Here is a 19,622-nt window from a genome sequence, read left to right on the forward strand (position 1 = left end):
GCCGCACTCAGCGGTAGTCGCGATCCCGGTGCTGCGCGGCCTCGTCTCCTGAGGCGACGCGCTCGGCCTCTCGGGCGCGCAGTTCGACCCGGCGGATCTTGCCGGAGATCGTCTTGGGCAGCTCGGGCACGAACTCGATGATCCGCACCCAGAGGTGCGAGGACAGCCGGTCGTGGGCGTAGGCGAAGATCGATCGCGCGGCGTCGGCGTCGGATCCGGCCGCGTCGGGGCGCAGGCACACGTACGCCTTCGGGACTGCGAGCCGCGTCGGATCGGGGCTCGGGATCACCGCCGCCTCGATCACGAGGTCGTGCTCCAGCAGCACCGACTCGAGCTCGAACGGCGAGATCTTGTAGTCGGACGCCTTGAACACGTCGTCCGCCCGGCCGATGTAGGTCAGATAGCCGTCGGCATCCCGCTGGGCGATGTCGCCCGTGTGGTGGTATCCGCCGACGCGCGACTCGGCCGTCTTCTCGGGGTCGTCGTAGTACCCGGCCATGAGCCCCACCGGAGGATGCGCCAGGTCGAGCGCGATCTCGCCCTCGTGCTCGGCGAGCTCACCGGTCGCGGGGTCGAGCAGCACGACGGGGTATCCGGGCAGGGGTCGTCCCATCGATCCGATCTTGACGACCTGACCGGGGGAGTTGCCCACGCAGGCCGTCATCTCGGTCTGGCCGAAGCCGTCGCGGATCGTGCCTCTCCACGCCTCCTGCACCCGGTCGATGACCTCGGGGTTCAGCGGTTCGCCGGCTCCGACGAGCTCGCGCGGCGGGTGGGTCAAGCGCCCGAGGTCGGCCTGGATCAGCATCCGCCACACGGTCGGCGGCGCGCAGAACGTCGAGACATGATGCGTGTCCATGACCTGCATGAGGGTGTTCGCGTCGAAGCGGTCGTAGTTGTAGACGAACACGGTCGCCTCGGCGAGGAAGGGCGAGTAGAAGCTCGACCACGCATGCTTCGCCCAACCCGGCGACGAGATGTTCAGGTGCACGTCGTCGGGGCGCACACCGAGCCACCACATGGTCGACAGATGCCCGATCGGGTACGACACGTGGGTGTGCTGCACGAGCTTCGGACGGTTGGTCGTGCCGCTCGTGAAGTAGAGCAGAGCCGTGTCATCGGCGGGGGTCGCGGTGTCGGGCTCGAAGGTCGTCGGAGCGTCGGCGGAATCGTCGAAGCGCGTCCACCCGGCCGGAATGCCCTCGCCCACCCCGATGCGCAGGACATCGCCGTCGATGTCGGCGATGCGCTCGGCCAGGCCGCCGAGCGTCACGATGGCGCGGGCGCGTCCGTGGTCGACACGGTAGGCCAGGTCGGATGCCGAGAGCAACGTCGAGGTGGGGATCGACACCGCGCCGACCTTGGTGATGGCGAGCATCACCTCCCAGAGTTCGATGGTGTTGCCGAGCATCACGATGACGTGGTCGCCGCGCCCGATGCCGAGTCCTGTGAGCCAGGCGGCGACCTGGTCGGAGCGGTTCGACAGCTCTCCGTAGGTCCACGACTCGAGGCTGAGGTCGGCTGACACGATCTGCACCGCCGGGCGGTCGGGCGACTCGCCGGCGATCACGTCGAACCATTCGAGCGCGAAGTTGAACTCAGCGGGCGCAGGCCAGGCGAACCCCTCGCGTGCCGCGGCGTAGTCCGTCGCGTTTGCGAACAGGAAGTCGCGCATCTCTCTGATCGCGGTCGTGGCTGCGGTGGCGCTGCGGCTCATTCTGGGCTCCTTTGCTCGGCAGACGTGTTCCATCCTCGCACCGAGCGCAGACGCCGGCCTCTGACCCCCGCACCTGCGGAAGGAGATCCCTCGCTCAGAAGGACCGAATCCACTGCCTGGTCCTTCGGTGCGAGGGATCTCCTCCTGAACGGAGGCCCGCACACGGGCGGACGAGCGGGCGGGAGCCGCGGCTAGGGCAGACGGATCGTCCCCGTGGCGATGCGCTCGGTCGGCATCCGATCGCGGTTGTACGTGATCTCGTCGTATCCGTGCGGCGTCGGCATCCCGTCGTCGTCCAGGCTCACGAACACGATCTTCTCGATCGTGAGGATGCGCTTGCGCGTGATCATGTTGCGGGCGACGGCGCGCATGGTCAGAGACGTGGTGCCGAAGTGCCTGGCCTGCAGGCCGATCTCGATCAGGTCGCCCTGCACGGCTGAGGCCTCGAAGTTGATCTCGGAGATGTGCTTCGTCACGGCCCGATAGTTGCCCAGCTGCACGATCGCGTAGATCGCGGCCTCTTCGTCGATCCACTTCAGCAGGCTGCCGCCGAACAGCGATCCGTTCGCGTTGAGGTCTTCCGGCTTCACCCATTTGCGGGTGCGGAAGTTGATGCCTTCTTCGGACCACTGCCACTCGGGTGTCTTCTGCTTCGCCATGCTTCGAGGGTAGGAGTCGCGTGAGTCGGGGGTGTTACGCGAGGATGCCGAACCGATCTGCACGGGTGGATCTGCTGGGGCCGATCTCCTCTGGGCCTATCTGCTCTGGGCCGATCTGCCGCGAGCGGATACTCGCCCGCACTCCGACACGGCGGCGGATGCTGGGGCCATGAGCGAAGACAACCCCATCCCGCAGTTCGGCCCCGAGGCCCGCCGGGCACTGTTCCACGAACGAGTGCTCGTGCTCGACGGCGCCCTCGACGACGACAACGGCACGCTGCTCATGACGCAGCTGCTCACCCTCTCGGCGGAGGATCCGACGACCGACATCGCCCTGTGGATCCATTCGCCCGGTGGTTCCGTGCCGTCGATGCTCGCGATCCGCGACCTCATGACCCTCGTGCCGAACGACGTGTCGACCCTCGCACTCGGGCTCGCGTGCAGCGCCGGGCAGTTCCTCCTCTCAGCCGGGGCGAGGGGCAAGCGCAGGGCGCTCCCGCACGCGCGCATCCTCATGCATCAGGGCTCGGCGGGGATCGGCGGCTCGGCGGGCGAGCTCGAGACGCAGGCCGACGACCTGAGGCACATGCGCGACACCGTGCTCGGGCTGATCGCGGCCGACACCGGACAGCCCGTGGAGCGCATCTTCGAGGACTCGCTGCACGACCGCTGGTACACGGCGGAGCAGGCGAAGGACTATGGCTTCATCGACGAGATCGTCGCCTCGCTCGCGGATCTCATGCCGCGTCGTCGGGCCCGGGTCGGGCTGGGTGCGGGCGCATGAGCGGTTACACGATCCCCAACGTCATCGCGCAGCATCCGCGAGGTGAACGCGTCATGGACGTCTACTCGCACCTGCTCGCCGAGCGGGTCATCTATCTCGGCACCGGCATCGACGCCGGAGTCGCCAACGCGTTGATCGCGCAGCTGCTGCACCTCGATGCCGACAGCCAGGATTCCGGCATCCAGTTCTACATCAACAGCGAAGGTGGCGACCCGGGGGCGGCGCTCGCGATCTACGACACCATGCAGCACGTGCGTCCGGCGATCGCGACGACGTGTGTGGGTCAGGCGATCGGGCCGGCGGCGCTGCTGGTCGCGGCAGGGGCTCCGGGACAGCGGGCAGCTCTCGCGCACGCCCGTATCGTGCTGCATCAGCCGGCGGGCCAGTCGCGGGGAGCGATCCCCGACCTCATCCTCGCGGCGGACGAGGTCGTGCGGGTGCGTTCCGACATGGAGTCGATCCTCGCCAGGCACAGCGGACGCTCGCTGAGCGAGCTGCGCGCCGACACCGACCGGGATCGCGTCTTCACGGCATCCGCCGCCCGGGACTACGGTCTGGTCGACACCGTGCTGGGGGAGCGGGCGGACTGAGGGGCCACGGCGTTCGTCTGCAGGATCGGGGCACGGATGCAGGATGATTCTGCCGTTCTGGTCCTGCATCCGTGCCGAAGTCCTGCAGACGGACGGACCTGCAGACGGACGGACCTGCAGACGGACGGACCTTCAGACGGGCGGACCTTCAGACGGGCGGGCAGACGAGACGAGCCGTCAGGCGGCGAGGGCGAAGGCCCCGCGGGTGGCGGACACCGCAGCGGATGCCGGAGCCATCGTCGCCTGGCGCAGCTCGTCGGCCACGGCGCTCGTCAGTTCGATCAGCGAGGTGTCGAGGGCCCCGGCGATCGCCGCGATCATCTCGCTCGACGGCTCCTTGAGTCCCCGTTCGACCTCGGAGAGGTATTGCGGCGAGACTCCGGCGTTCCCTGCCGTCTCGGTCAGGGTCTCGTCCCGGTCGTGTCGTCGACGGCGCAGCTGATCGCCGACCATCTGGCGCCATAGGGGCTCGGGCTCACTGGGACGAGGGCGGGCAGAGCGAGGTGCGCGAGGGAACGGGACGAGGTCGGCCATGCCTCACGATAATCCGCCGTCAGCGCATGATTCGAGCCGTTCTGCTCACAGCAGAAATCAGGCCTCGGTGCGCTCTGAAGGCGCATCGATGATCCCATCGGCAGCGTCGGTCGCCGCCCAGCTGGCCAGCATCCGCAACTTGTCGGCCGATGCCGTTCCCGGCTCGGCCGTGTACGTCGACATCTGCAGGCCCGGGTCGGCAGGCAGCTCGAACGCCTCGTAGGTGAGTTCCATCTCGCCGACGACGGGGTGGTTGATCCTCTTGACGCCGCTGCGGTGAAAGCGCACGTTGTGCGCCGCCCACAGGGTGCGGAACCGCTCACTGCGCGTCGACAGCTCGCCAACGAGATCGGTGAGCTTGCGGTCGAACGGGTTGCGCCCCGCTTCGCCGCGCATCGCGGCCACGAGCTCCTGGGTGTTTCGCTCCCATTCGGGGTAGAACGTCTGTGCGGCCGGGTCGAGGAAGGCGAAGCGGGCGCTGTTCGGCACCGGGGTCGTGAACAGGGGCGCATAGAGCGCGCGGCCGAGCGCGTTCGCCGCGAGGTAGTCGAAGTAGTTGTTGCGCACGATCGCCGGCGCCTCGGTCATCGCGTCGAGCAGGCGCAGGATGCTGGGGCGCAGCGTCTCGACCTTCTTGCGCGGCTTGCGGGCGACGGGTGAGGCGTTCGCGGTGCGGGCGAGATCGAACAGATGCGCGGTCTCGGCCTCGTCGAGCTGAAGAGCACGGGCGAGCGCATCGAGCACGCTGTCGGAGACGCCGGACAGGTCGCCCCGTTCGAGTCGGGTGTAATAGTCGACGCTGACGCCGGCGAGCAGCGACACCTCTTCACGGCGCAGCCCCGGCACACGCCGGTTGCCGCCGAATGCGGGGAGGCCGGCCTGGTCGGGGGTGATGCGGTCGCGCCTCGACGAGAGGAATTCGCGCACCTCGCTGCGGGTGTCCATGTATGCGACGGTACGCCCCCTGTCGCGACGAAGGGAGGTACTGGTGGACTCTCCCTCGCGTGTGAGCGGACGCGCACACTGGAGGTATGACGATGAACATCACGCTCAACACCGGCATTGAGATGCCCGCCCTCGGCTTCGGAGTGTTCCAGGCCGCTCCGGACGAGACGGTCGATGCCGTCAGCACCGCTCTCGAGACCGGCTACCGCCTGATCGACACCGCCGCTGCGTACGGCAACGAGCGCGAGGTGGGCGAGGCGATCCGCCGCACCGGTATCGCGCGCGACGAGGTCTTCATCGAGACCAAGGTCTGGATCAGCGATTTCGGCTACGACGAGACCCTGCACGCGTTCGAGAAGTCGACGGGCAAGCTCGGGGTCGATCAGCTCGACCTGCTGATCCTGCACCAGGCCCTGCCGACCCGCTTCGACCTCACCCTGGGTGCCTATAAGGCGCTCGAGACCCTGCTCGCCGACGGTCGGGTGCGCGCCATCGGCGTCAGCAACTTCATGGTGGAGCACCTCGACAAGCTGGCGGCGGAGACGAGCATCGTCCCCGCGCTCAACCAGATCGAGGTGCACCCCTACTTCCAGCAGCGCGAGGTGCAGCAGGCGGATGCCGCGGCCGGCATCGTCACCCAGGCGTGGTCGCCCATCGGCGGCATCACGGCCTACCGCCCCAACGGCGCATCCGTCTTCGACGACGAGACGCTCACGGCCATCGCCGCAGAGCACGGCAAGTCGCCGGCACAGGTGATGCTGCGCTGGCACCTGCAGCAGGGGCGCTCCGCGCTGCCGAAGTCGGTGCGTCCCGCCCGCATCGCCGAGAACTTCGACGTCTTCGACTTCGAGCTCACCGCCGACCAGCTCGACGCGATCGATGCGCTCGACACCGGTGTGCGCCGTGGCCCTGAGCCCGAGGACGTCACGCTCGAGACCTTCGGCCGCGAGATCCCCGAGGCGTGACCTAGAGAGCGGCGGCGACGCCGGGGAGCAGCTTGGCCGAGATCGTGCCGAGCTGCTCCCTCTCCTCTGCGGTCAGAGGGTCGAGGATCAGTTCGCGGATCTGCGCCACATGAACGGGCGCCGCCGCCCGCAGCAGGTCACGACCGGCATCCGTCAGCGCAGCGGTCAGCGTGCGCTTGTCGCTGCTGCACGAGGTGCGCGTCACCCAGCCGCGGTCTTCGAGCGAGTCGATCGCGTGGCTGAGTCGTGAGCGGCTGAGCCCGGCGATCTGCGCGAGCTCGGTCATCGGGATCGCGCGATCACCCTGACCTGCGAGGGTCACCAGGATCGCGTAGTGCGAGTGCTTGAGTCCGGTCTCGGCCTTGAGCGTGCGATCGAGCACCTGCGGCAGCAGCTGCACGAACCGGATGGTCGGCAGCCACGTCTGCATCTCCGCATCGTCGAGCCTCCGCTCGCTCGCCAGCTGCGCGTTCATCAGGCGGCTGACAGGTCGAGCGTGTGCGAGGTGTGGTCGCGCTTGGCCTCGAGGTAGCGGTGGTTCGCGTCCGACAGGTGCACGCCGGTGGCCACCTGCTCGGTGACGCGGATGCCGAGGGCGTCGAGCTGTGCCGCCTTGTCGGGATTGTTGCTCAGCAGACGGATGCTGTCGACGCCCACCGCCTGCAGCATCTGCGCGGCGATCGTGTAGTCGCGTTCGTCTTCTCCGCGGCCGAGTGCGACGTTCGCCTCGTACGTGTCGAGGCCGGCATCCTGCAGCGCGTACGCGTCGAGCTTGGCGTAGAGGCCGATGCCCCGACCCTCCTGGCGCAGGTAGAGCAGGAACCCGCCGTCTTCGGCGATGCGCTCGACGGCTTCACGCAGCTGCGGGCCGCAGTCGCAGCGCTCGGAACCGAACACGTCACCGGTCAGGCATTCGCTGTGCGGACGCACGAGGGGTGCGTCGCCGCCGTCGGCCGCGCGCTCCATGGCGGTCCTCCAGTCGCCGAGCCCGAGCAGCAGGTGCTCGCGGCCGTCGATCAGTCCGTCGAATGTGACGACATCCGCCGTGGTCGAGAACCCGTCGGCGAAGCGCATCGGCACGCGCACCCGCGTCCGCTCTGTGGCGACCGGAACGACGGTTGAAGTTTCAATCATGTCGGGTGCAACGCGCCGACGCCCCCGATATTCCCGCTGGCGCACTACTCGCCGGAACGACGACGCACGGGCTTGAGCTCGCTGGCGAGGATGCCGAGCACCACGAGTGCTCCGCCGATCAGTGCGGCGACGGGCAGGCGTTCACCGGCGATGCGCCCGATCACGGCCGCCCAGACCGGTTCGCCCGCATAGATGATCGTCGCGCGGGTCGGGGACACGGACTTCTGGGCCCAGTTCATCGTGAGCTGGATGACGCAGCTCGCCACTCCGAGTCCGACTGCGCAGCCGACCCAGATCCACGAGAACTCGGGCAGGCCCTCGCCGACGATCGGCATGGTGAGGATGCCGAGCACTCCGGCGGTGAGGAGCTGGATGATCGTGATCCTGCCGAGATCGATCCGGCCGGCGAACACGCTGATCAGGATGATCTCGGCCGCGATGGGCAGGGTGCTGATGAGCGTCAGGATCTCGCCCGCCCCGAGGGTCAGGGCGAACGCATCGGGTCCCGCGATGAGCAGCAGTCCGAGGAACGCGAGCGCGGCGCCCGCGAACGCCATGGCCGGTGGGCGCTTGCGAAAGACGGCCCACTGCGCGAGCGGCACGAGAGGGATGTACATCGCGGTGATGAACGCCGAGGTGCTCGAATCGATGGTCTGCAGCCCGACGGTCTGCAATCCGTATCCGAGATAGATCATCACGCCGATCGCGACCCCGGCGCCGATGTCGCGCCAGCGGATGCCGCGCAGCGCCCGGCGGAAGATGGCGATGCTGATCGCGCCGGCGACCAGGAACCGGATGCCGACGAAGAACCACGGCCCCGAGTGCTGCATCGCCCAGTGCACCAGGAGGAATGTGCTGCCCCAGACCGCCGTCACGGCGATGAGGGCGACCTCCTGTCGGCGCAGGCTCATGAAGCGGAATCGAGTGGACATGCTGTCCTTTCTCGACGCGGCCGGGACGAGCCTAGCGCCGCGCCGACCGCCGTCTCGAATCGCCGGTCGGCCCGATATGTCGACGGAATACGGCCGGGTGCGCGATCCGGACGGCGTCTCGCTAGCCTCGGATCATGAGCAACTTCGTGAGCGCCACCGAACTGCGCGATCTGCTGACGTCCGAGACCCCCGTGCGTGTGATCGACGTGCGCTGGCGACTCGACCGGCCCGACGGCCGGGAGGACTACCTCGCGGGCCACATCCCGGGGGCGGTCTTCGTGCCGCTCGCGACCGAGCTCGCCACCCACGGCGAACCCTCGGACGGCCGGCACCCCCTGCCCTCCACGGCGACGCTCCAGGGGGCCGCCCGGCGGTGGGGTGTGAACCGGGGTGACGTCGTCGTCGCCTATGACGACGCCAAGGGAGTCAGTGCGTCACGAGCATGGTGGCTGCTGCGTCAGGGCGGTGTCGACGTGCGCGTCCTCGACGGCGGCATCCGCGCGTGGACGGCCGCCGGCCTTCCGGTCGCCGACGATGACGTGCAGGCCGAGCCCGGCGACGTCGTCCTCGACGAGATCGGCGGCGATGCGATCTCGATCGACGAGGCCGCCTCGTTCGTCGACACCGGTGTGCTGCTCGACGCGCGCGCGCCGGATCGCTATCGGGGAGAGCACGAGCCTTTCGATCCGATCGCCGGGCACATTCCGGGCGCGCTCAACGTCCCGATGGCCGCCCATCTGGATGCCGAGGGCCGGATCCTCGACACTCATACCCTTCAGGCGACCTTCGCCGCCCTCGGGGTGACCGAGGGGACGCCCGTCGCGGCCTACTGCGGCTCGGGCATCACGGCGGCGCACACCGCGCTGGTGCTGGATGAGATCGGCATCGAGGCGAAGGTCTTCCCCGGCTCGTGGAGCCAGTGGTCGAACACTCCGGGACGCCCGGTCGCGGTCGGCGATCAGCCCGGGTGAGTCGGTCGGCTCCGAGCTCGCAGGCGGGCGCGGTCAGCGCCCGTCGGCGTAGCTCCAGGCGACGCCGAGCAGTCCGGGTCCGAATGCGCGTCGCACCTGGTGCACCGAATTGCGGCCCTCGAGCGACAGCTCGGTGAGCGTCGAGCCGTCCGGCGTCTCGACGCGCTCTTCGATCCGGTCGGGCAGCGCGTCGGGGTGGAATCGCGTCCACACCAGCAGCTCCCTGGTCTGCCGGGCGACGGCATGACCCGTCTCGCGCTGCGGGGGATAGTCCGGCGGGTAGGCGACCGACCACTCGACCATCGCGGTGCTCGGAGCGGTCAGAGGAACGTCGAGTTCGAACAGGACGCCGTGCACCTCGCCGTTCGGGTGCGAGTACCGGGCAGCGATGCGTCCTCCCGCCACCGCCTCGATGAACGGGGCGGGAGTGCTGATGCCCGGTGTCATCTCGAGGAACGGGATCGACGCGACGGTGCCGACGGTCGACTGCACGATGCTGCGCGTGATCGAGTACGAGACGTTGCCCGCGGCATCCACGTCCGTCACCGAGTGGGTCGTGAGTTCGCGCGACGTGTCGGGGTACTCCGCGCCGAGAGCGGCGAACGCCTCTTTGACGGCATCCTCGAGCTCCTGCTCGTCGAGCGGGAAGAGGTTGGGTCCGAGCGGACCGGTGCGGTTCGTGGTGCCGAGCAGGGCGGTGAGAGAGCCGGGCTCGAGGTGCAGCAGCTGCTCGATGTCGCCGAGCGCGGCCATCGACTGGGCACCCTCGGGGCGCCGAGCTCCGGACCGCCAGTAGCTGAGCGTCGCCATGGACACGCTGTTGCCGCGGGCGCGCAGCTGCTCGTGCAGCCGCGCCAGAGTCAATCCACGCGCATTGATCGCGTCGCGGAAGGACGCTGCGAATACATCGGCATATCGGCGCAGACCACTTTCCATGCTCATCACAGCACCCCCTCCGGTATGTGAAGAATCGAGCCCTAGAGTGAGCATACGACCACACCAGCATCGCGTAGGGGACGAGGTGCTATTTCTGGGGTCTATCGGCTGAGCAGTCGTGAGCAGGGTGCCCGACCTCGCGACCACTCGGCCTGACGCAGTGTCGCCCCCGTCGCTGCGTTCTGTCGCGGGGCCTGATGATCGATCTGGGGAGATCCATCGGGCCCCGCGAACACCTCTCCGGTGTCGGCGCCCACTCAGCGCCCCCGCGTAGACTGGGGGGAACACCCCCCGGAGGACCCTCGATCTTCATGTCTGCCACCGCCCGCGCGTTCACCGTGCGTCACCTCCAGTTGCTGCGCGCGCTCTTCGCCGCCGCCGCTGCAGTGATGATCACCTTCTCGCCCGATCACTCGGCGGCCGTCGGTCTCTCCGTCTTCAGCGGCTTCGTGCTCACCACCGGCCTCGTGATGATCGTCGCCGCGTGGCTCGTCTACCCGGCCGGTCAGCGCTGGCCGTCCGTCGTGTTCGCCCTGCTGAGCTTCGTCGCCGGGATGACTGCCGGTGTGCCCGCATGGCGTACCGAAGACCTCTTCTTCGTCGTCGTGATCGCCTGGGCGGTCTCGACCGGCATCCTCGAGCTCGTCGTCGGACTCCGTGCTCGCAAAGCCGGCGATGCGACCGCACGGGACTCGATCACCCTCGGCGCCTTCGGCCTGCTGCTGGCCGTGCTCCTGATCGCGATCCCGGCGGGCTTCGTGCAGCCGTACGCCATCGAGGGAGCCGGTGCGTTCGAGCTCACCGGCATCATCCTCGGCGTCGGGATGTTCGGCGGATACGCGGCCATCGTCGCGGTCTTCCTCGGCATCGCCGGTCTGACCCCGAAGCGAGCGGATGCTGTCGCCGCCGGGACCACGATCGAGAACGACCCCGCCCCCGCCGGGCACGGAGGAGAGCGATGAGCGACGAGAAGCCCACCCGACGCGACATTCTGCGCCCGCTGCACCTGCTGGGCATCGCTCTCGGCTGCGGTGTCTTCGCCGCGGTGGTGACGCTCGTGTCGACCGGCGCCTTCACCGCCCGGGTGAACAACGCCATCGCGAACGGCACCTACGACGGCCTCACGCCGATCGCTCTCGGCCTGGTGGTCGGCGGCGGCGCATTCATCGTCACGCTGCTGTTCCTCGCCATGCTGATCCTCGTGGTCGACCCGGCCGAGGTCACCAAGAAGGTCGACCGCCCCGTGCTGTTCGACCCCGAGACTCCCGACGAGCCGGGCGCCGACAAGCCGGGCCGCACCTCCTCCTCCTGACCGGATCGCAAGCTCCTCCTGACCGGATCGCAAGGTTCTCCATCGCGACCGGAATAGTCCCGGGCTGCGACGGCTTGTCCCTGTAGTGACTGCCTCGATCGACCGCGCCTCCATCGGACTCAGGTCGGAACGAGGCCCGGTGCTCGGGGCCCTCATGCTCGCCACGGGGCTGATCGCGATCGACGCGACGATCCTCGCGACCGCGGTGCCCAGCATCGTGCGCGATCTGGGCAGCTACCAGCAGTTCCCCTGGCTCTTCTCGGTCTATCTGCTCGCACAGGCGGTCAGCGTGCCGATCTACTCGCGCTTCGCCGATACCGTCGGCCGCAAGCCGATCATCCTGCTCGGCATCGCGCTGTTCCTGCTCGGGTCGGTCCTCTCCGGCTTCGCCTGGAGCATGACCGCCCTGATCGTGTTCCGCATCATCCAGGGCCTCGGCGCCGGTGCCGTCGCGCCGATGTCGATGACGATCGTCGGCGACATCTACACGGTCGCCGAGCGCGCCAAGGTGCAGGGGTACATCGCCTCGGTGTGGGCGATCTCCTCTGTCGTCGGGCCGGCGCTCGGCGGCATCTTCGCCCAGCTCGACGCCTGGCGGTGGATCTTCTGGGTCAACATCCCGCTGTGTCTGATCGCGGGATGGATGCTGCTGCGGCGGTACCACGAAGAGAAGCAGACGCAGCGTCATCGCATCGACTACGCCGGTGCCGTGCTGCTCACGGTCGGACTCACGGGCCTGATCCTCGGGATGCTGGAGGGCGGAAACGCCTGGGCGTGGCTGTCGATCCCCAGTGCCGTCTGCTTCGGACTCGGCGCCGCGGCGCTCGTGGCCTTCGGCCTCGTCGAGCGTCGCGCAGCCGAGCCGATCGTGGACCTGCGCCTGGCGGCGCGGCCGCTGATCCTCACGACCACGATCGTCTCCCTGGGCATCGGCGCCCTGATGACCGGCGTGACGAGCTTCGCACCCGCATATCTGGAAGGGTCCATCGGCATCGCGCCGCTGCTGTCGGGGTTGGCCGTCGCGGCGCTCACTCTCGGCTGGCCGCTCGCCGCCGCGAACGCGGGCCGGCTGTACATGCGGATCGGTTTCCGACGCACAGCGCTCACCGGCATGTCGATCACCGCGGTCGCGGCGATCGCTCTGGCGGTGGTCTCTCCCTGGCCCAATCCGTTCTCGATCGCCGCCGTGGCATTCGTCCTGGGCTTCGGCCTCGGCTGGAGCGCCGCCCCGACGCTGATCGCGGCTCAGGCCTCGGTCGGCTGGGGCGAGCGGGGTGCCGTGACCGGCATGAACGCCTTCGCCCGCTCGGCGGGCAGCGCGCTCGGGGTGGCCGTGTTCGGCGCGATCTCGAACTCGGTGATCGCGCAGGGCGCGGGGCCCGAGGACCCGGCGACCATCATCTCGGCATCCGTCTGGGTGTTCATCGCTGCCGCCGTCGTGGCCGTGCTCACCCTGATCGCCGCGGCGTTCATGCCGCGGGACCCGGCGGGCGCGCACTCCGGAGAACCCCGCCCCTAGCCCGCACGGCGTTCGTGACCCGGCGCCGGGTCAGATTCGTGCGGGGTCGCTTCGCTGCGGGGTCACTTGGCTGCGGGGTCACTTTCGCATCCGATTCGGCCGATTGCGGTGCGTTTCTGGCCTCGCATCGCGCGCACGGTGCGTTTCTGGCCCCGCACCGAACGCGCGGATGCCTCAGCGGCACCCGCGCGTTCGCGCCTACTTCGCGAGCTGCTCGGCGATGCCGGTGTACGAGGCGGGGGTCAGGGCGAGCAGACGCTGCTTCGCGGCATCCCCGATCTCGAGTCCCTCGACGAACTCCGCCAGGTCCGCGGCGCCCACGCGGTGACCGCGGGTGAGCTCCTTCAGCAGCGCGTAGGGGTCGCTGATCGACGAGCGGCCGGCGACGACCTCCGCGCGGATGACGGTCTGGATTGCTTCGGCGAGGACTTCCCAGTTCACGTCGAGGTCGGCGAGCAGCACGTCGCGCGAGAGCGAGATGGCGTTCAGACCGCGACGCAGGTTGTCGATCGCGAGCAGCGAGTGGCCGAACGCGACGCCGATGTTGCGCTGCGTCGTCGAGTCGGTGAGGTCGCGCTGCAGTCGGCTGGTGACGAGGGTCTGTCCGAGGGATGCCAGCAGGGCGCCGGAGATCTCGAGGTTGGCCTCGGCGTTCTCGAACCGGATCGGGTTGATCTTGTGCGGCATCGTCGACGATCCGGTCGCGCCCGCGACGGGGATCTGCGCGAAGTAGCCGAGCGAGATGTACGTCCAGATGTCGGTGGCGAGATTGTGCAGGATCCCGCCGGCGTGACGCACGCGATCGTAGAGCTCGACCTGCCAGTCGTGCGACTCGATCTGCGTGGTCAGCAGGTTGAAGCCCAGACCCAGGCCCTCGATGTACTCGCGCGAGATGGTGGGCCAGTCGGCGTCGGGGTCGGCGGCGATGTGCGCCGACCAGGTGCCGGTCGCGCCCGAGAACTTGGCGAGGTAGTCGGATGCCGCGATCTGCGCGCGCACGCGCTCGAGACGCCACGCGAAGACGGCGAGCTCCTTGCCCATGGTCGACGGAGTGGCCGGCTGACCGTGGGTGCGGGAGAGCATCGCGGCGTCGGCGTGCTCGGCGGCCAGCTCGCGGAGCTTCGCGATCACGACGTCGAGACCCGGCAGCCAGACCTCCTCGACCGCGCGCTTGACGGTCAGGGCGTAGGACGCGGAGTTGATGTCCTCGCTTGTGCAGGCGAAGTGGGTGAGCTCGGCGATCGCGTCGAGGCCGAGGGCCGACAGGCGGTCGCGCACGAGGTACTCGATCGCCTTCACGTCGTGCTGCGTGACGGCTTCCTTCTCGGCGAGCCAGTCGATCTCGGCCTGGCCGAAGTCGCGGTAGAGGGCGCGCAGGCGCTCCTTGTCGGCATCCGACAGGGGGCTCGTCTCGAAGAGCGAGCGGTCGGTGAGCGCGATCAGCCACTCCACCTCGACCTCGACACGGGCGCGGTTGAGGCCGGCCTCCGAGAGGAAGTCGGCGAGGCCGGTGACGGCGCCGCGGTAGCGACCGTCGAGGGGGCTCAGCGGCTGGGGCGGGAGCGAAGGCTGGAAAGTCAGGGGAGTCCTCCTGATCGGGCCCCGGGAGTGCGGGGCGTGCGGGGCTGGCGGAGAGCCGGCTCGAGCTGGCGGAACAGCCCGCGAGTCGCGGTCTCAATCATACCGAGCACCGAATCGAACATCTCGGCGCCGGCGTAGTAGGGGTCGGGGACATCCTGGCTGTGCGCGTCGGGGTCGAAGGCGAGCAGCAGGGTGACCTTGCCCTCCTCGTCCTCGTTGGCGGCCCACTCGCGCAGGATGCGCTCATGAGTGCGGTCGAGGGCGACGACGAGGTCGTTCTCCGAGAAGGAGGAGAAGGTGAACTGCTTCGCGCGGTGGAGTGAGCCGTCGTAGCCGCGGCGGCTGAGGGAATCGAGAGTGCGGTGGTCGGCCCGTTCGCCGAGGTGCCAATCTCCTGTTCCCGCGCTGCGGGAGACGATCCGCGAGCCGAGACCCTGACGTTCCGCGAGATCGCGGAACACCACCTCCGCCATCGGAGAACGGCAGATGTTCCCCGTGCACACGAAGATCACGCGGAAGGGATCCGGGGATGTCACCGTCCTATTCTGCCGGTCGCAGCCCGATCGCGCGATGCCGGAGATCCGGGGCCGGTCGGGCGCACCCGTTCTGCACCGGTGCCGCGACCGAGCCAACTGCTCACGAGGCCCGAGATCCGAGGGTCGTCCGCACATCGCAGCGGCAGTGGATCGCGGATGCTGGGCGCATGTACTCCTTCGCACTCGCACAGACCGGCGCCGCAGACACCGCCTGGGCCCAGTCCCGCGCCGTGGCAGCGCTCCGCAGCGCGGTCGAGGCGCTCGACGACGTGCGCGCATCGCTCGCCGTCCTCACCGCCGACACCGACTGGCACTCCGACGGGGTGCGCGCGATGCAGCACTCGCTCGACGATCTCCGACGGAGGACACGCGTCGAGGCATCCGAGATGCGCAGCCGTGAGTCAGAGGCCGAACGGATCGACGTCTCATGACAGGGCTGACGATCGACCACGGGGGAGCGATCGCCGTCGACCCCGACGTGCTGCGCGATGTCGCTCACCGCATCGATGCCGTCGCCTCCCGTTATGACGATGCGCGTTCGGCCATCATGCGAGCGCATCGGATCATCGTCGACTCTCCTGGCTTCAGCGAGCACGTCGACACGGTGGGGCTGTGGGCGTCGGGCGAGCACGTAGCTCGACTCCGCTCCGAGTGCCAGGAGACCGCCGAGTCCACCCTTCTCATGGCCGATGCCTACGAATACGTCGAGCTGCGAGCGGAGGCGGAGATGCTCGCGCAGACCGATCCGAGCACGGCGCAGCGGCTGACACGACGAGCCGATCGTCTTGCTGCGTCGGACGAACGCATCTCGAAGATGGCCGACGACCTCGTCGCTCAGTGGCGCGCCAGACGATTCGAAGGCCTCACGGGCAACCTCGTGACGCCCGCCCTGTACGACCACGTCTTCGGGACCGCGGCGCTCGTCGGGGCGTTCTCGGGGTTCGGCAAGGTGCTCCCCGGCGAGAGGCTGCAGGGCACGGCCGACCCCGTCACGGTCTCGCCGGTGAAGACGTCCTCGCCCCAGGGGGCGCCCTCGGGCCTGGCCGGAGCCTTGAGGCGCATGCCGGTCGCCGTCGGAGCGCAGGTCGCCGTCGAGAAGTACTCCTTCGCCGACGGCACCACGAAGTTCGTCGCCTACCTGGAAGGAACGCAGAGCGTCGCGTGGGGAGGTGCGCAGCCGTGGGACTCCAAGTCCAACGCCGAGCTCTACACCGGGAAGAGATCCGCGTCGTATCAGGCGACGATCGAGGCGCTCGAGGCGGCGGGGGCGCAGCCGGGCGATGAGGTCGATGTCGTCGCCCATTCGCAATCGGCCATGGTCGCCGCTCACCTCGCGATGGAGAGTCCGTTCGACGTGCAGATGCAGATCACGGCGGGAAGCCCGGTCGAGCCGACCCTGGATGACGACCAGACCATCATCCAGCTGCGTCATTCCGACGACGTGGTCTCCGGGCTGGCCGGCGGAGGATCGCCCGAGGGGACCGGGTCGGATGACAGCATCACCCTGCTCACTGAAGGAACCCCGCAGGACACCCTCGGGGACCTGACGGTCGATGCGCACCACCTCGACACGTACATCGACACCGCGGAGATGGCCGATGAGCTCAGCGACCAGCGAATCGATGCGATGCACGAGTTCTGGCGCGAGCTCGACACCGCCGAGGTGGTCGAGCGCACCGAGTATCAGGCCGAGCGTGTCGGATGACGGCCGCGCGAGGTGCGCAGGCAGGCGTCAGTCCCGACGCTGCTTCTTGCTCTGCGGACGCAGGATGAAGCCGAAGACACCGTTGATCAGCGAGATGATGAGCGCGGCGAGCACGCCCCACCAGAAGCTGCCGACCGTGAGACCCCAGCCGAACCCGCTCGTGATCCACGCCGTGAGCCACAGCAGGAAGCCGTTGATCACGAAGCCGATCAGTCCGAGGGTGATGATGTACAGCGGGAACGCGACGATCTTCACCACCGTGCCGATGACGGTGTTCACGAGCGCGAAGATCGCGGCCACCGCGAGCAGGGTCAGCACGAGCTGCAGGGTCTCGCCCGGCGCGAACGCCCTGATCTGCACCTGCAGGGCGGGGATCAGCGTCACGACCCAGAGGGCGAACGCGTTGACGACGACTCGGATGATGAAGCGCATAGTCCGTCCAGTCTTCCATGTGGGGCGCGGGAGCGCCGCGGAATCTAGACTCATGACTGTGACCGACCCGATCCTTCCGCGCATCCGTCCCGCCATCGCCGCCCTGGCGCCGTACCGACAGGGCAAGCAGGCGGGCCCCGACGCATTCAAGCTCTCGAGCAACGAGAACCCGTTCGAGCCGCTTCCGTCGGTCGCCGCGGCGCTGCAGCACACGACGCCCATCAACCGATACCCGGATGCCACCGCCGGCCGCCTTCGCGTACGACTCGGTGCACGGTACGCCGTCGAGCCCGACCAGGTGCACGTGGCTGCGGGCAGCGTCTCGATCCTCCACCAGCTGATCCTCGCGACCGCCTCCGTGGGTGACGAGGTCGTCTACGCCTGGCGCTCGTTCGAGGCCTATCCGAGCCTGCCGCTCGTCGCGGGCGCGACCGGGGTGCAGGTGCCGCTGACGCCCGACTCCCGTCACGACCTCGACGCGATGGCTGAGGCGGTCACCGAGCGCACGCGTGCCGTCATCCTCTGCACCCCGAACAATCCGACCGGTCCGATCATCACGAGCGACGAGTTCGCGACGTTCGTCGAGCGCGTCCCCGCCGATGTGCTGATCGTCCTCGACGAGGCCTACGCCGAGTTCGTGACGGTGCCCGGGGCGGTCGACGGTCTCGCCGAGCGGGTGTTCGAGCGGCATCCGAACGTCGTCGTGCTGCGCACCTTCTCGAAGGCCTACGGACTCGCGGGCCTGCGCATCGGATACGCGATCGGCAACGAGAAGGTCCTCGATGCCGCGCGCACCACCGGCATCCCGCTCTCCGTCACGTCGGCAGCCGAGAACGCCGCGATCGCGAGCCTCGACGCCGAGTCCGAGCTGCTCGAGCGCGTCGCGGTGATCGTCGAGCGCCGCACGCGCCTGCTCGAGGGGCTGCGTCGGCAGGGCTGGGACGTGCCCGACTCGCAGGCCAACTTCATCTGGCTGCCCACCGGCGAGCGCACCGACGAGGTCGCCGCCGCATTCGTCGCCGCCGACCTCATCGTGCGCCCGTTCCCGGGTGACGGCATCCGCATCTCTGTGGGCGAGGAGGCATCCGTGGCGCGCGTGCTCGAGGTCGCATCGTCACTGCGCTGATCCGCGCCGTTCCGCCGTTTCTCCGGGTTCCCGGCAGATGCGAGGACGTCCTAGGTATGCGTGACCGGGCATGCGCGCGCGGGTAGCGTGGGGGTCGTGACCTCGTCAGAGACTGAACTCGTCCGCGTCCTGGATCAGGATGGCCGCTTCACGCCGAGTCCGGCTGCTGAGCAGTATCTGTCGTTGATCGAGGCGATCAGCGACGCCGAGCTCGAGCAGTTCTACCGGGACATGGTGGTCATCCGCGCGATCGACACCCAGGCCACCAACCTGCAGCGACAGGGACAGCTGGCGCTGTGGCCGCCGAGTCGTGGGCAGGAGGCCGCCCAGGTCGGTTCGGCCCGCGCCGCCCGCGCCCAGGACACGCTCTTCCCGTCGTACCGCGAGCACGCCGTGACGCGCATCCGCGGCGTCGACCCCGTCGACATCATCAAGCTGATGCGCGGTGTCTCGCACGGCGGCTGGGATCCGACAGACCCCAAGAACGGCAACACCCGCCTCTACACCCTGGTTCTCGGCTCGCAGGTGCTGCATGCAGCCGGCTACGCGATGGCGTTGAACTTCGACGGTCGATCCGGCACCGGCGACGTCGACAAGGACGAAGCCGTCATCGTCTACTACGGCGACGGGGCGTCGAGCCAGGGCGACGTGCACGAGGCGATGGTCTTCGCCGCGAGCTACCAGGCTCCCACCGTCTTCTTCCTGCAGAACAACCACTGGGCGATCTCGGTGCCGGTCGCGACGCAGTCGCGGGTGCCGCTGGTCGAGCGCAGCGCCGGCTACGGCATCCCCAGCGTCCGCGTCGACGGCAACGACGTCCTCGCCAGCTACGCCGTGTCGCGCGTCGCTCTCGACGAAGCCCGCAGCGGCCAGGGTCCCCGGGCGATCGAGGCGGTCACGTACCGTCTCGGCGCGCACACCACCAGCGACGACCCCACGAAGTACCGCGGCTCCGACGAAGAGCAGTCGTGGGCGCTGCGAGACCCGATCGACCGCATGCGCGCCTTCCTCGAGAACAGGGGAGCGGCGGGGCAGTTCTTCGCCGACGTGGATGCCGAGGCGGCCGACGCCGCCGAGGACCTGCGTTCACGCAGCGTCGAGCTCGGATCGCCGACCGCAGACAAGATCTTCGATCACGTGTACAGCGACCCGCATCCGCTCGTGGCGGAGCAGAAGGCCTGGCACACGCGCTACGAGGCATCGTTCGAAGGAGACGGCAAGTGATGGACTGCCTTCAGGATTCT

22 protein-coding genes are annotated in these 19,622 nt (G+C 68.8%); 11 read left to right on the plus strand and 11 right to left on the minus strand.

The window, feature by feature from the left end; genetic code table 11:
- Window positions 1-7: 7 nt before the first annotated feature.
- Window positions 8-1,717, minus strand: coding sequence for an AMP-binding protein (locus AB0P11_RS13265; RefSeq protein ID WP_363522414.1), 1,710 nt, complete (start codon window positions 1,715-1,717; stop codon window positions 8-10).
- Window positions 1,718-1,908: 191 nt separating this feature from the next.
- Entirely contained in the window at window positions 1,909-2,376 is a 468-nt protein-coding gene (locus AB0P11_RS13270; protein ID WP_363522416.1) for a hotdog domain-containing protein, read from the minus strand.
- Between the two features lie 169 nt (window positions 2,377-2,545).
- On the opposite strand from AB0P11_RS13270, the gene AB0P11_RS13275 reads away from it, so the two are divergent.
- Together AB0P11_RS13275 and AB0P11_RS13280 are read left to right on the plus strand one after the other, a co-directional pair.
- Window positions 2,546-3,160, plus strand: a complete 615-nt coding sequence (locus tag AB0P11_RS13275; protein WP_285363513.1) for an ATP-dependent Clp protease proteolytic subunit — start codon at window positions 2,546-2,548, stop codon at window positions 3,158-3,160.
- Window positions 3,157-3,750, plus strand: coding sequence for an ATP-dependent Clp protease proteolytic subunit (locus tag AB0P11_RS13280; protein WP_053098157.1), 594 nt, complete (start codon window positions 3,157-3,159; stop codon window positions 3,748-3,750). Before AB0P11_RS13275 ends, AB0P11_RS13280 begins: the two co-directional genes overlap by 4 nt.
- Window positions 3,751-3,927: 177 nt before the next feature.
- Here the strand turns inward: AB0P11_RS13280 and AB0P11_RS13285 are convergent, their stop codons facing one another.
- On the minus strand, window positions 3,928-4,284 hold the full coding sequence (locus AB0P11_RS13285) for a helix-turn-helix transcriptional regulator (RefSeq protein WP_053098156.1): 357 nt from the start codon (window positions 4,282-4,284) through the stop codon (window positions 3,928-3,930).
- Window positions 4,285-4,341: 57 nt separating this feature from the next.
- Window positions 4,342-5,229: a helix-turn-helix transcriptional regulator gene (locus AB0P11_RS13290; protein ID WP_363522419.1), complete on the minus strand. Its 888-nt coding sequence runs from the start codon at window positions 5,227-5,229 to the stop codon at window positions 4,342-4,344.
- A 92-nt stretch (window positions 5,230-5,321) separates the two neighbouring features.
- On the opposite strand from AB0P11_RS13290, the gene AB0P11_RS13295 reads away from it, so the two are divergent.
- Complete coding sequence (locus tag AB0P11_RS13295) at window positions 5,322-6,194, plus strand: aldo/keto reductase (protein ID WP_198032420.1); 873 nt, start codon at window positions 5,322-5,324, stop codon at window positions 6,192-6,194.
- Window position 6,195: 1 nt separating this feature from the next.
- Here the strand turns inward: AB0P11_RS13295 and AB0P11_RS13300 are convergent, their stop codons facing one another.
- Genes AB0P11_RS13300 through AB0P11_RS13310 form a run of 3 tightly spaced genes read right to left on the minus strand, consistent with a single transcriptional unit; the run spans window position 6,196 to window position 8,260 of the window.
- On the minus strand, window positions 6,196-6,669 hold the full coding sequence (locus tag AB0P11_RS13300) for a MarR family transcriptional regulator (RefSeq protein WP_053098153.1): 474 nt from the start codon (window positions 6,667-6,669) through the stop codon (window positions 6,196-6,198).
- A complete protein-coding gene (gene ribA, locus AB0P11_RS13305) occupies window positions 6,669-7,328 on the minus strand; it encodes a GTP cyclohydrolase II (RefSeq protein ID WP_072592110.1) in 660 nt (219 codons plus the stop codon). Before ribA ends, AB0P11_RS13300 begins: the two co-directional genes overlap by 1 nt.
- A gap of 44 nt (window positions 7,329-7,372) precedes the next feature.
- Complete coding sequence (locus AB0P11_RS13310) at window positions 7,373-8,260, minus strand: DMT family transporter (RefSeq protein ID WP_363522422.1); 888 nt, start codon at window positions 8,258-8,260, stop codon at window positions 7,373-7,375.
- A gap of 134 nt (window positions 8,261-8,394) precedes the next feature.
- Here AB0P11_RS13310 and AB0P11_RS13315 point away from each other — a divergent pair, with 134 nt between their 5' ends.
- Window positions 8,395-9,231 carry a sulfurtransferase gene (locus AB0P11_RS13315; RefSeq protein WP_363522424.1) on the plus strand — a complete coding sequence of 279 codons (837 nt, stop codon included), beginning with the start codon at window positions 8,395-8,397 and terminating at the stop codon, window positions 9,229-9,231.
- A 33-nt stretch (window positions 9,232-9,264) separates the two neighbouring features.
- On the opposite strand, the gene AB0P11_RS13320 is transcribed toward AB0P11_RS13315, so the two are convergent.
- Window positions 9,265-10,173: a hypothetical protein gene (locus AB0P11_RS13320; protein ID WP_187249205.1), complete on the minus strand. Its 909-nt coding sequence runs from the start codon at window positions 10,171-10,173 to the stop codon at window positions 9,265-9,267.
- Window positions 10,174-10,478: 305 nt separating this feature from the next.
- Between AB0P11_RS13320 and AB0P11_RS13325 the strand changes: the two genes are divergently transcribed.
- The 3 genes from AB0P11_RS13325 to AB0P11_RS13335 all read left to right on the plus strand — a co-directional run bounded on the left by AB0P11_RS13325 (window position 10,479) and on the right by AB0P11_RS13335 (window position 12,998).
- The gene (locus AB0P11_RS13325) at window positions 10,479-11,129 is read left to right on the plus strand and encodes a hypothetical protein (protein ID WP_053098148.1); all 651 of its coding nucleotides are present in this window, start codon (window positions 10,479-10,481) and stop codon (window positions 11,127-11,129) included.
- A complete protein-coding gene (locus AB0P11_RS13330) occupies window positions 11,126-11,479 on the plus strand; it encodes a hypothetical protein (protein ID WP_053098147.1) in 354 nt (117 codons plus the stop codon). Before AB0P11_RS13325 ends, AB0P11_RS13330 begins: the two co-directional genes overlap by 4 nt.
- A gap of 85 nt (window positions 11,480-11,564) precedes the next feature.
- Window positions 11,565-12,998, plus strand: coding sequence for an MFS transporter (locus AB0P11_RS13335; protein ID WP_187249206.1), 1,434 nt, complete (start codon window positions 11,565-11,567; stop codon window positions 12,996-12,998).
- 198 nt (window positions 12,999-13,196) lie between these two features.
- On the opposite strand, the gene purB is transcribed toward AB0P11_RS13335, so the two are convergent.
- Together purB and AB0P11_RS13345 are read right to left on the minus strand one after the other, a co-directional pair.
- Window positions 13,197-14,579 (minus strand): adenylosuccinate lyase, encoded by a 1,383-nt coding sequence (purB, locus tag AB0P11_RS13340; RefSeq protein ID WP_056275439.1) that lies wholly within the window; start codon window positions 14,577-14,579, stop codon window positions 13,197-13,199.
- Window positions 14,576-15,115, minus strand: a complete 540-nt coding sequence (locus AB0P11_RS13345) for a low molecular weight protein-tyrosine-phosphatase (protein WP_171821959.1) — start codon at window positions 15,113-15,115, stop codon at window positions 14,576-14,578. Before AB0P11_RS13345 ends, purB begins: the two co-directional genes overlap by 4 nt.
- Before the next feature lie 167 nt (window positions 15,116-15,282).
- Here AB0P11_RS13345 and AB0P11_RS13350 point away from each other — a divergent pair, with 167 nt between their 5' ends.
- Both AB0P11_RS13350 and AB0P11_RS13355 read left to right on the plus strand, forming a co-directional pair.
- Window positions 15,283-15,546, plus strand: coding sequence for a hypothetical protein (locus tag AB0P11_RS13350; protein WP_072592106.1), 264 nt, complete (start codon window positions 15,283-15,285; stop codon window positions 15,544-15,546).
- On the plus strand, window positions 15,543-16,820 hold the full coding sequence (locus AB0P11_RS13355; protein WP_072592105.1) for a hypothetical protein: 1,278 nt from the start codon (window positions 15,543-15,545) through the stop codon (window positions 16,818-16,820). Before AB0P11_RS13350 ends, AB0P11_RS13355 begins: the two co-directional genes overlap by 4 nt.
- Before the next feature lie 27 nt (window positions 16,821-16,847).
- Here the strand turns inward: AB0P11_RS13355 and AB0P11_RS13360 are convergent, their stop codons facing one another.
- The gene (locus AB0P11_RS13360; RefSeq protein WP_053098140.1) at window positions 16,848-17,252 is read right to left on the minus strand and encodes a phage holin family protein; all 405 of its coding nucleotides are present in this window, start codon (window positions 17,250-17,252) and stop codon (window positions 16,848-16,850) included.
- A gap of 52 nt (window positions 17,253-17,304) precedes the next feature.
- On the opposite strand from AB0P11_RS13360, the gene AB0P11_RS13365 reads away from it, so the two are divergent.
- Window positions 17,305-18,378, plus strand: a complete 1,074-nt coding sequence (locus AB0P11_RS13365; RefSeq protein ID WP_171821958.1) for a histidinol-phosphate transaminase — start codon at window positions 17,305-17,307, stop codon at window positions 18,376-18,378.
- 96 nt (window positions 18,379-18,474) lie between these two features.
- Window positions 18,475-19,602, plus strand: a complete 1,128-nt coding sequence (gene pdhA, locus AB0P11_RS13370) for a pyruvate dehydrogenase (acetyl-transferring) E1 component subunit alpha (protein WP_053099303.1) — start codon at window positions 18,475-18,477, stop codon at window positions 19,600-19,602.
- Window positions 19,603-19,622: the final 20 nt, after the last annotated feature.

Origin of the sequence: Microbacterium sp. NPDC079176, from assembly GCF_040686675.1 — a bacterium.
Lineage (GTDB): Bacteria > Actinomycetota > Actinomycetes > Actinomycetales > Microbacteriaceae > Microbacterium.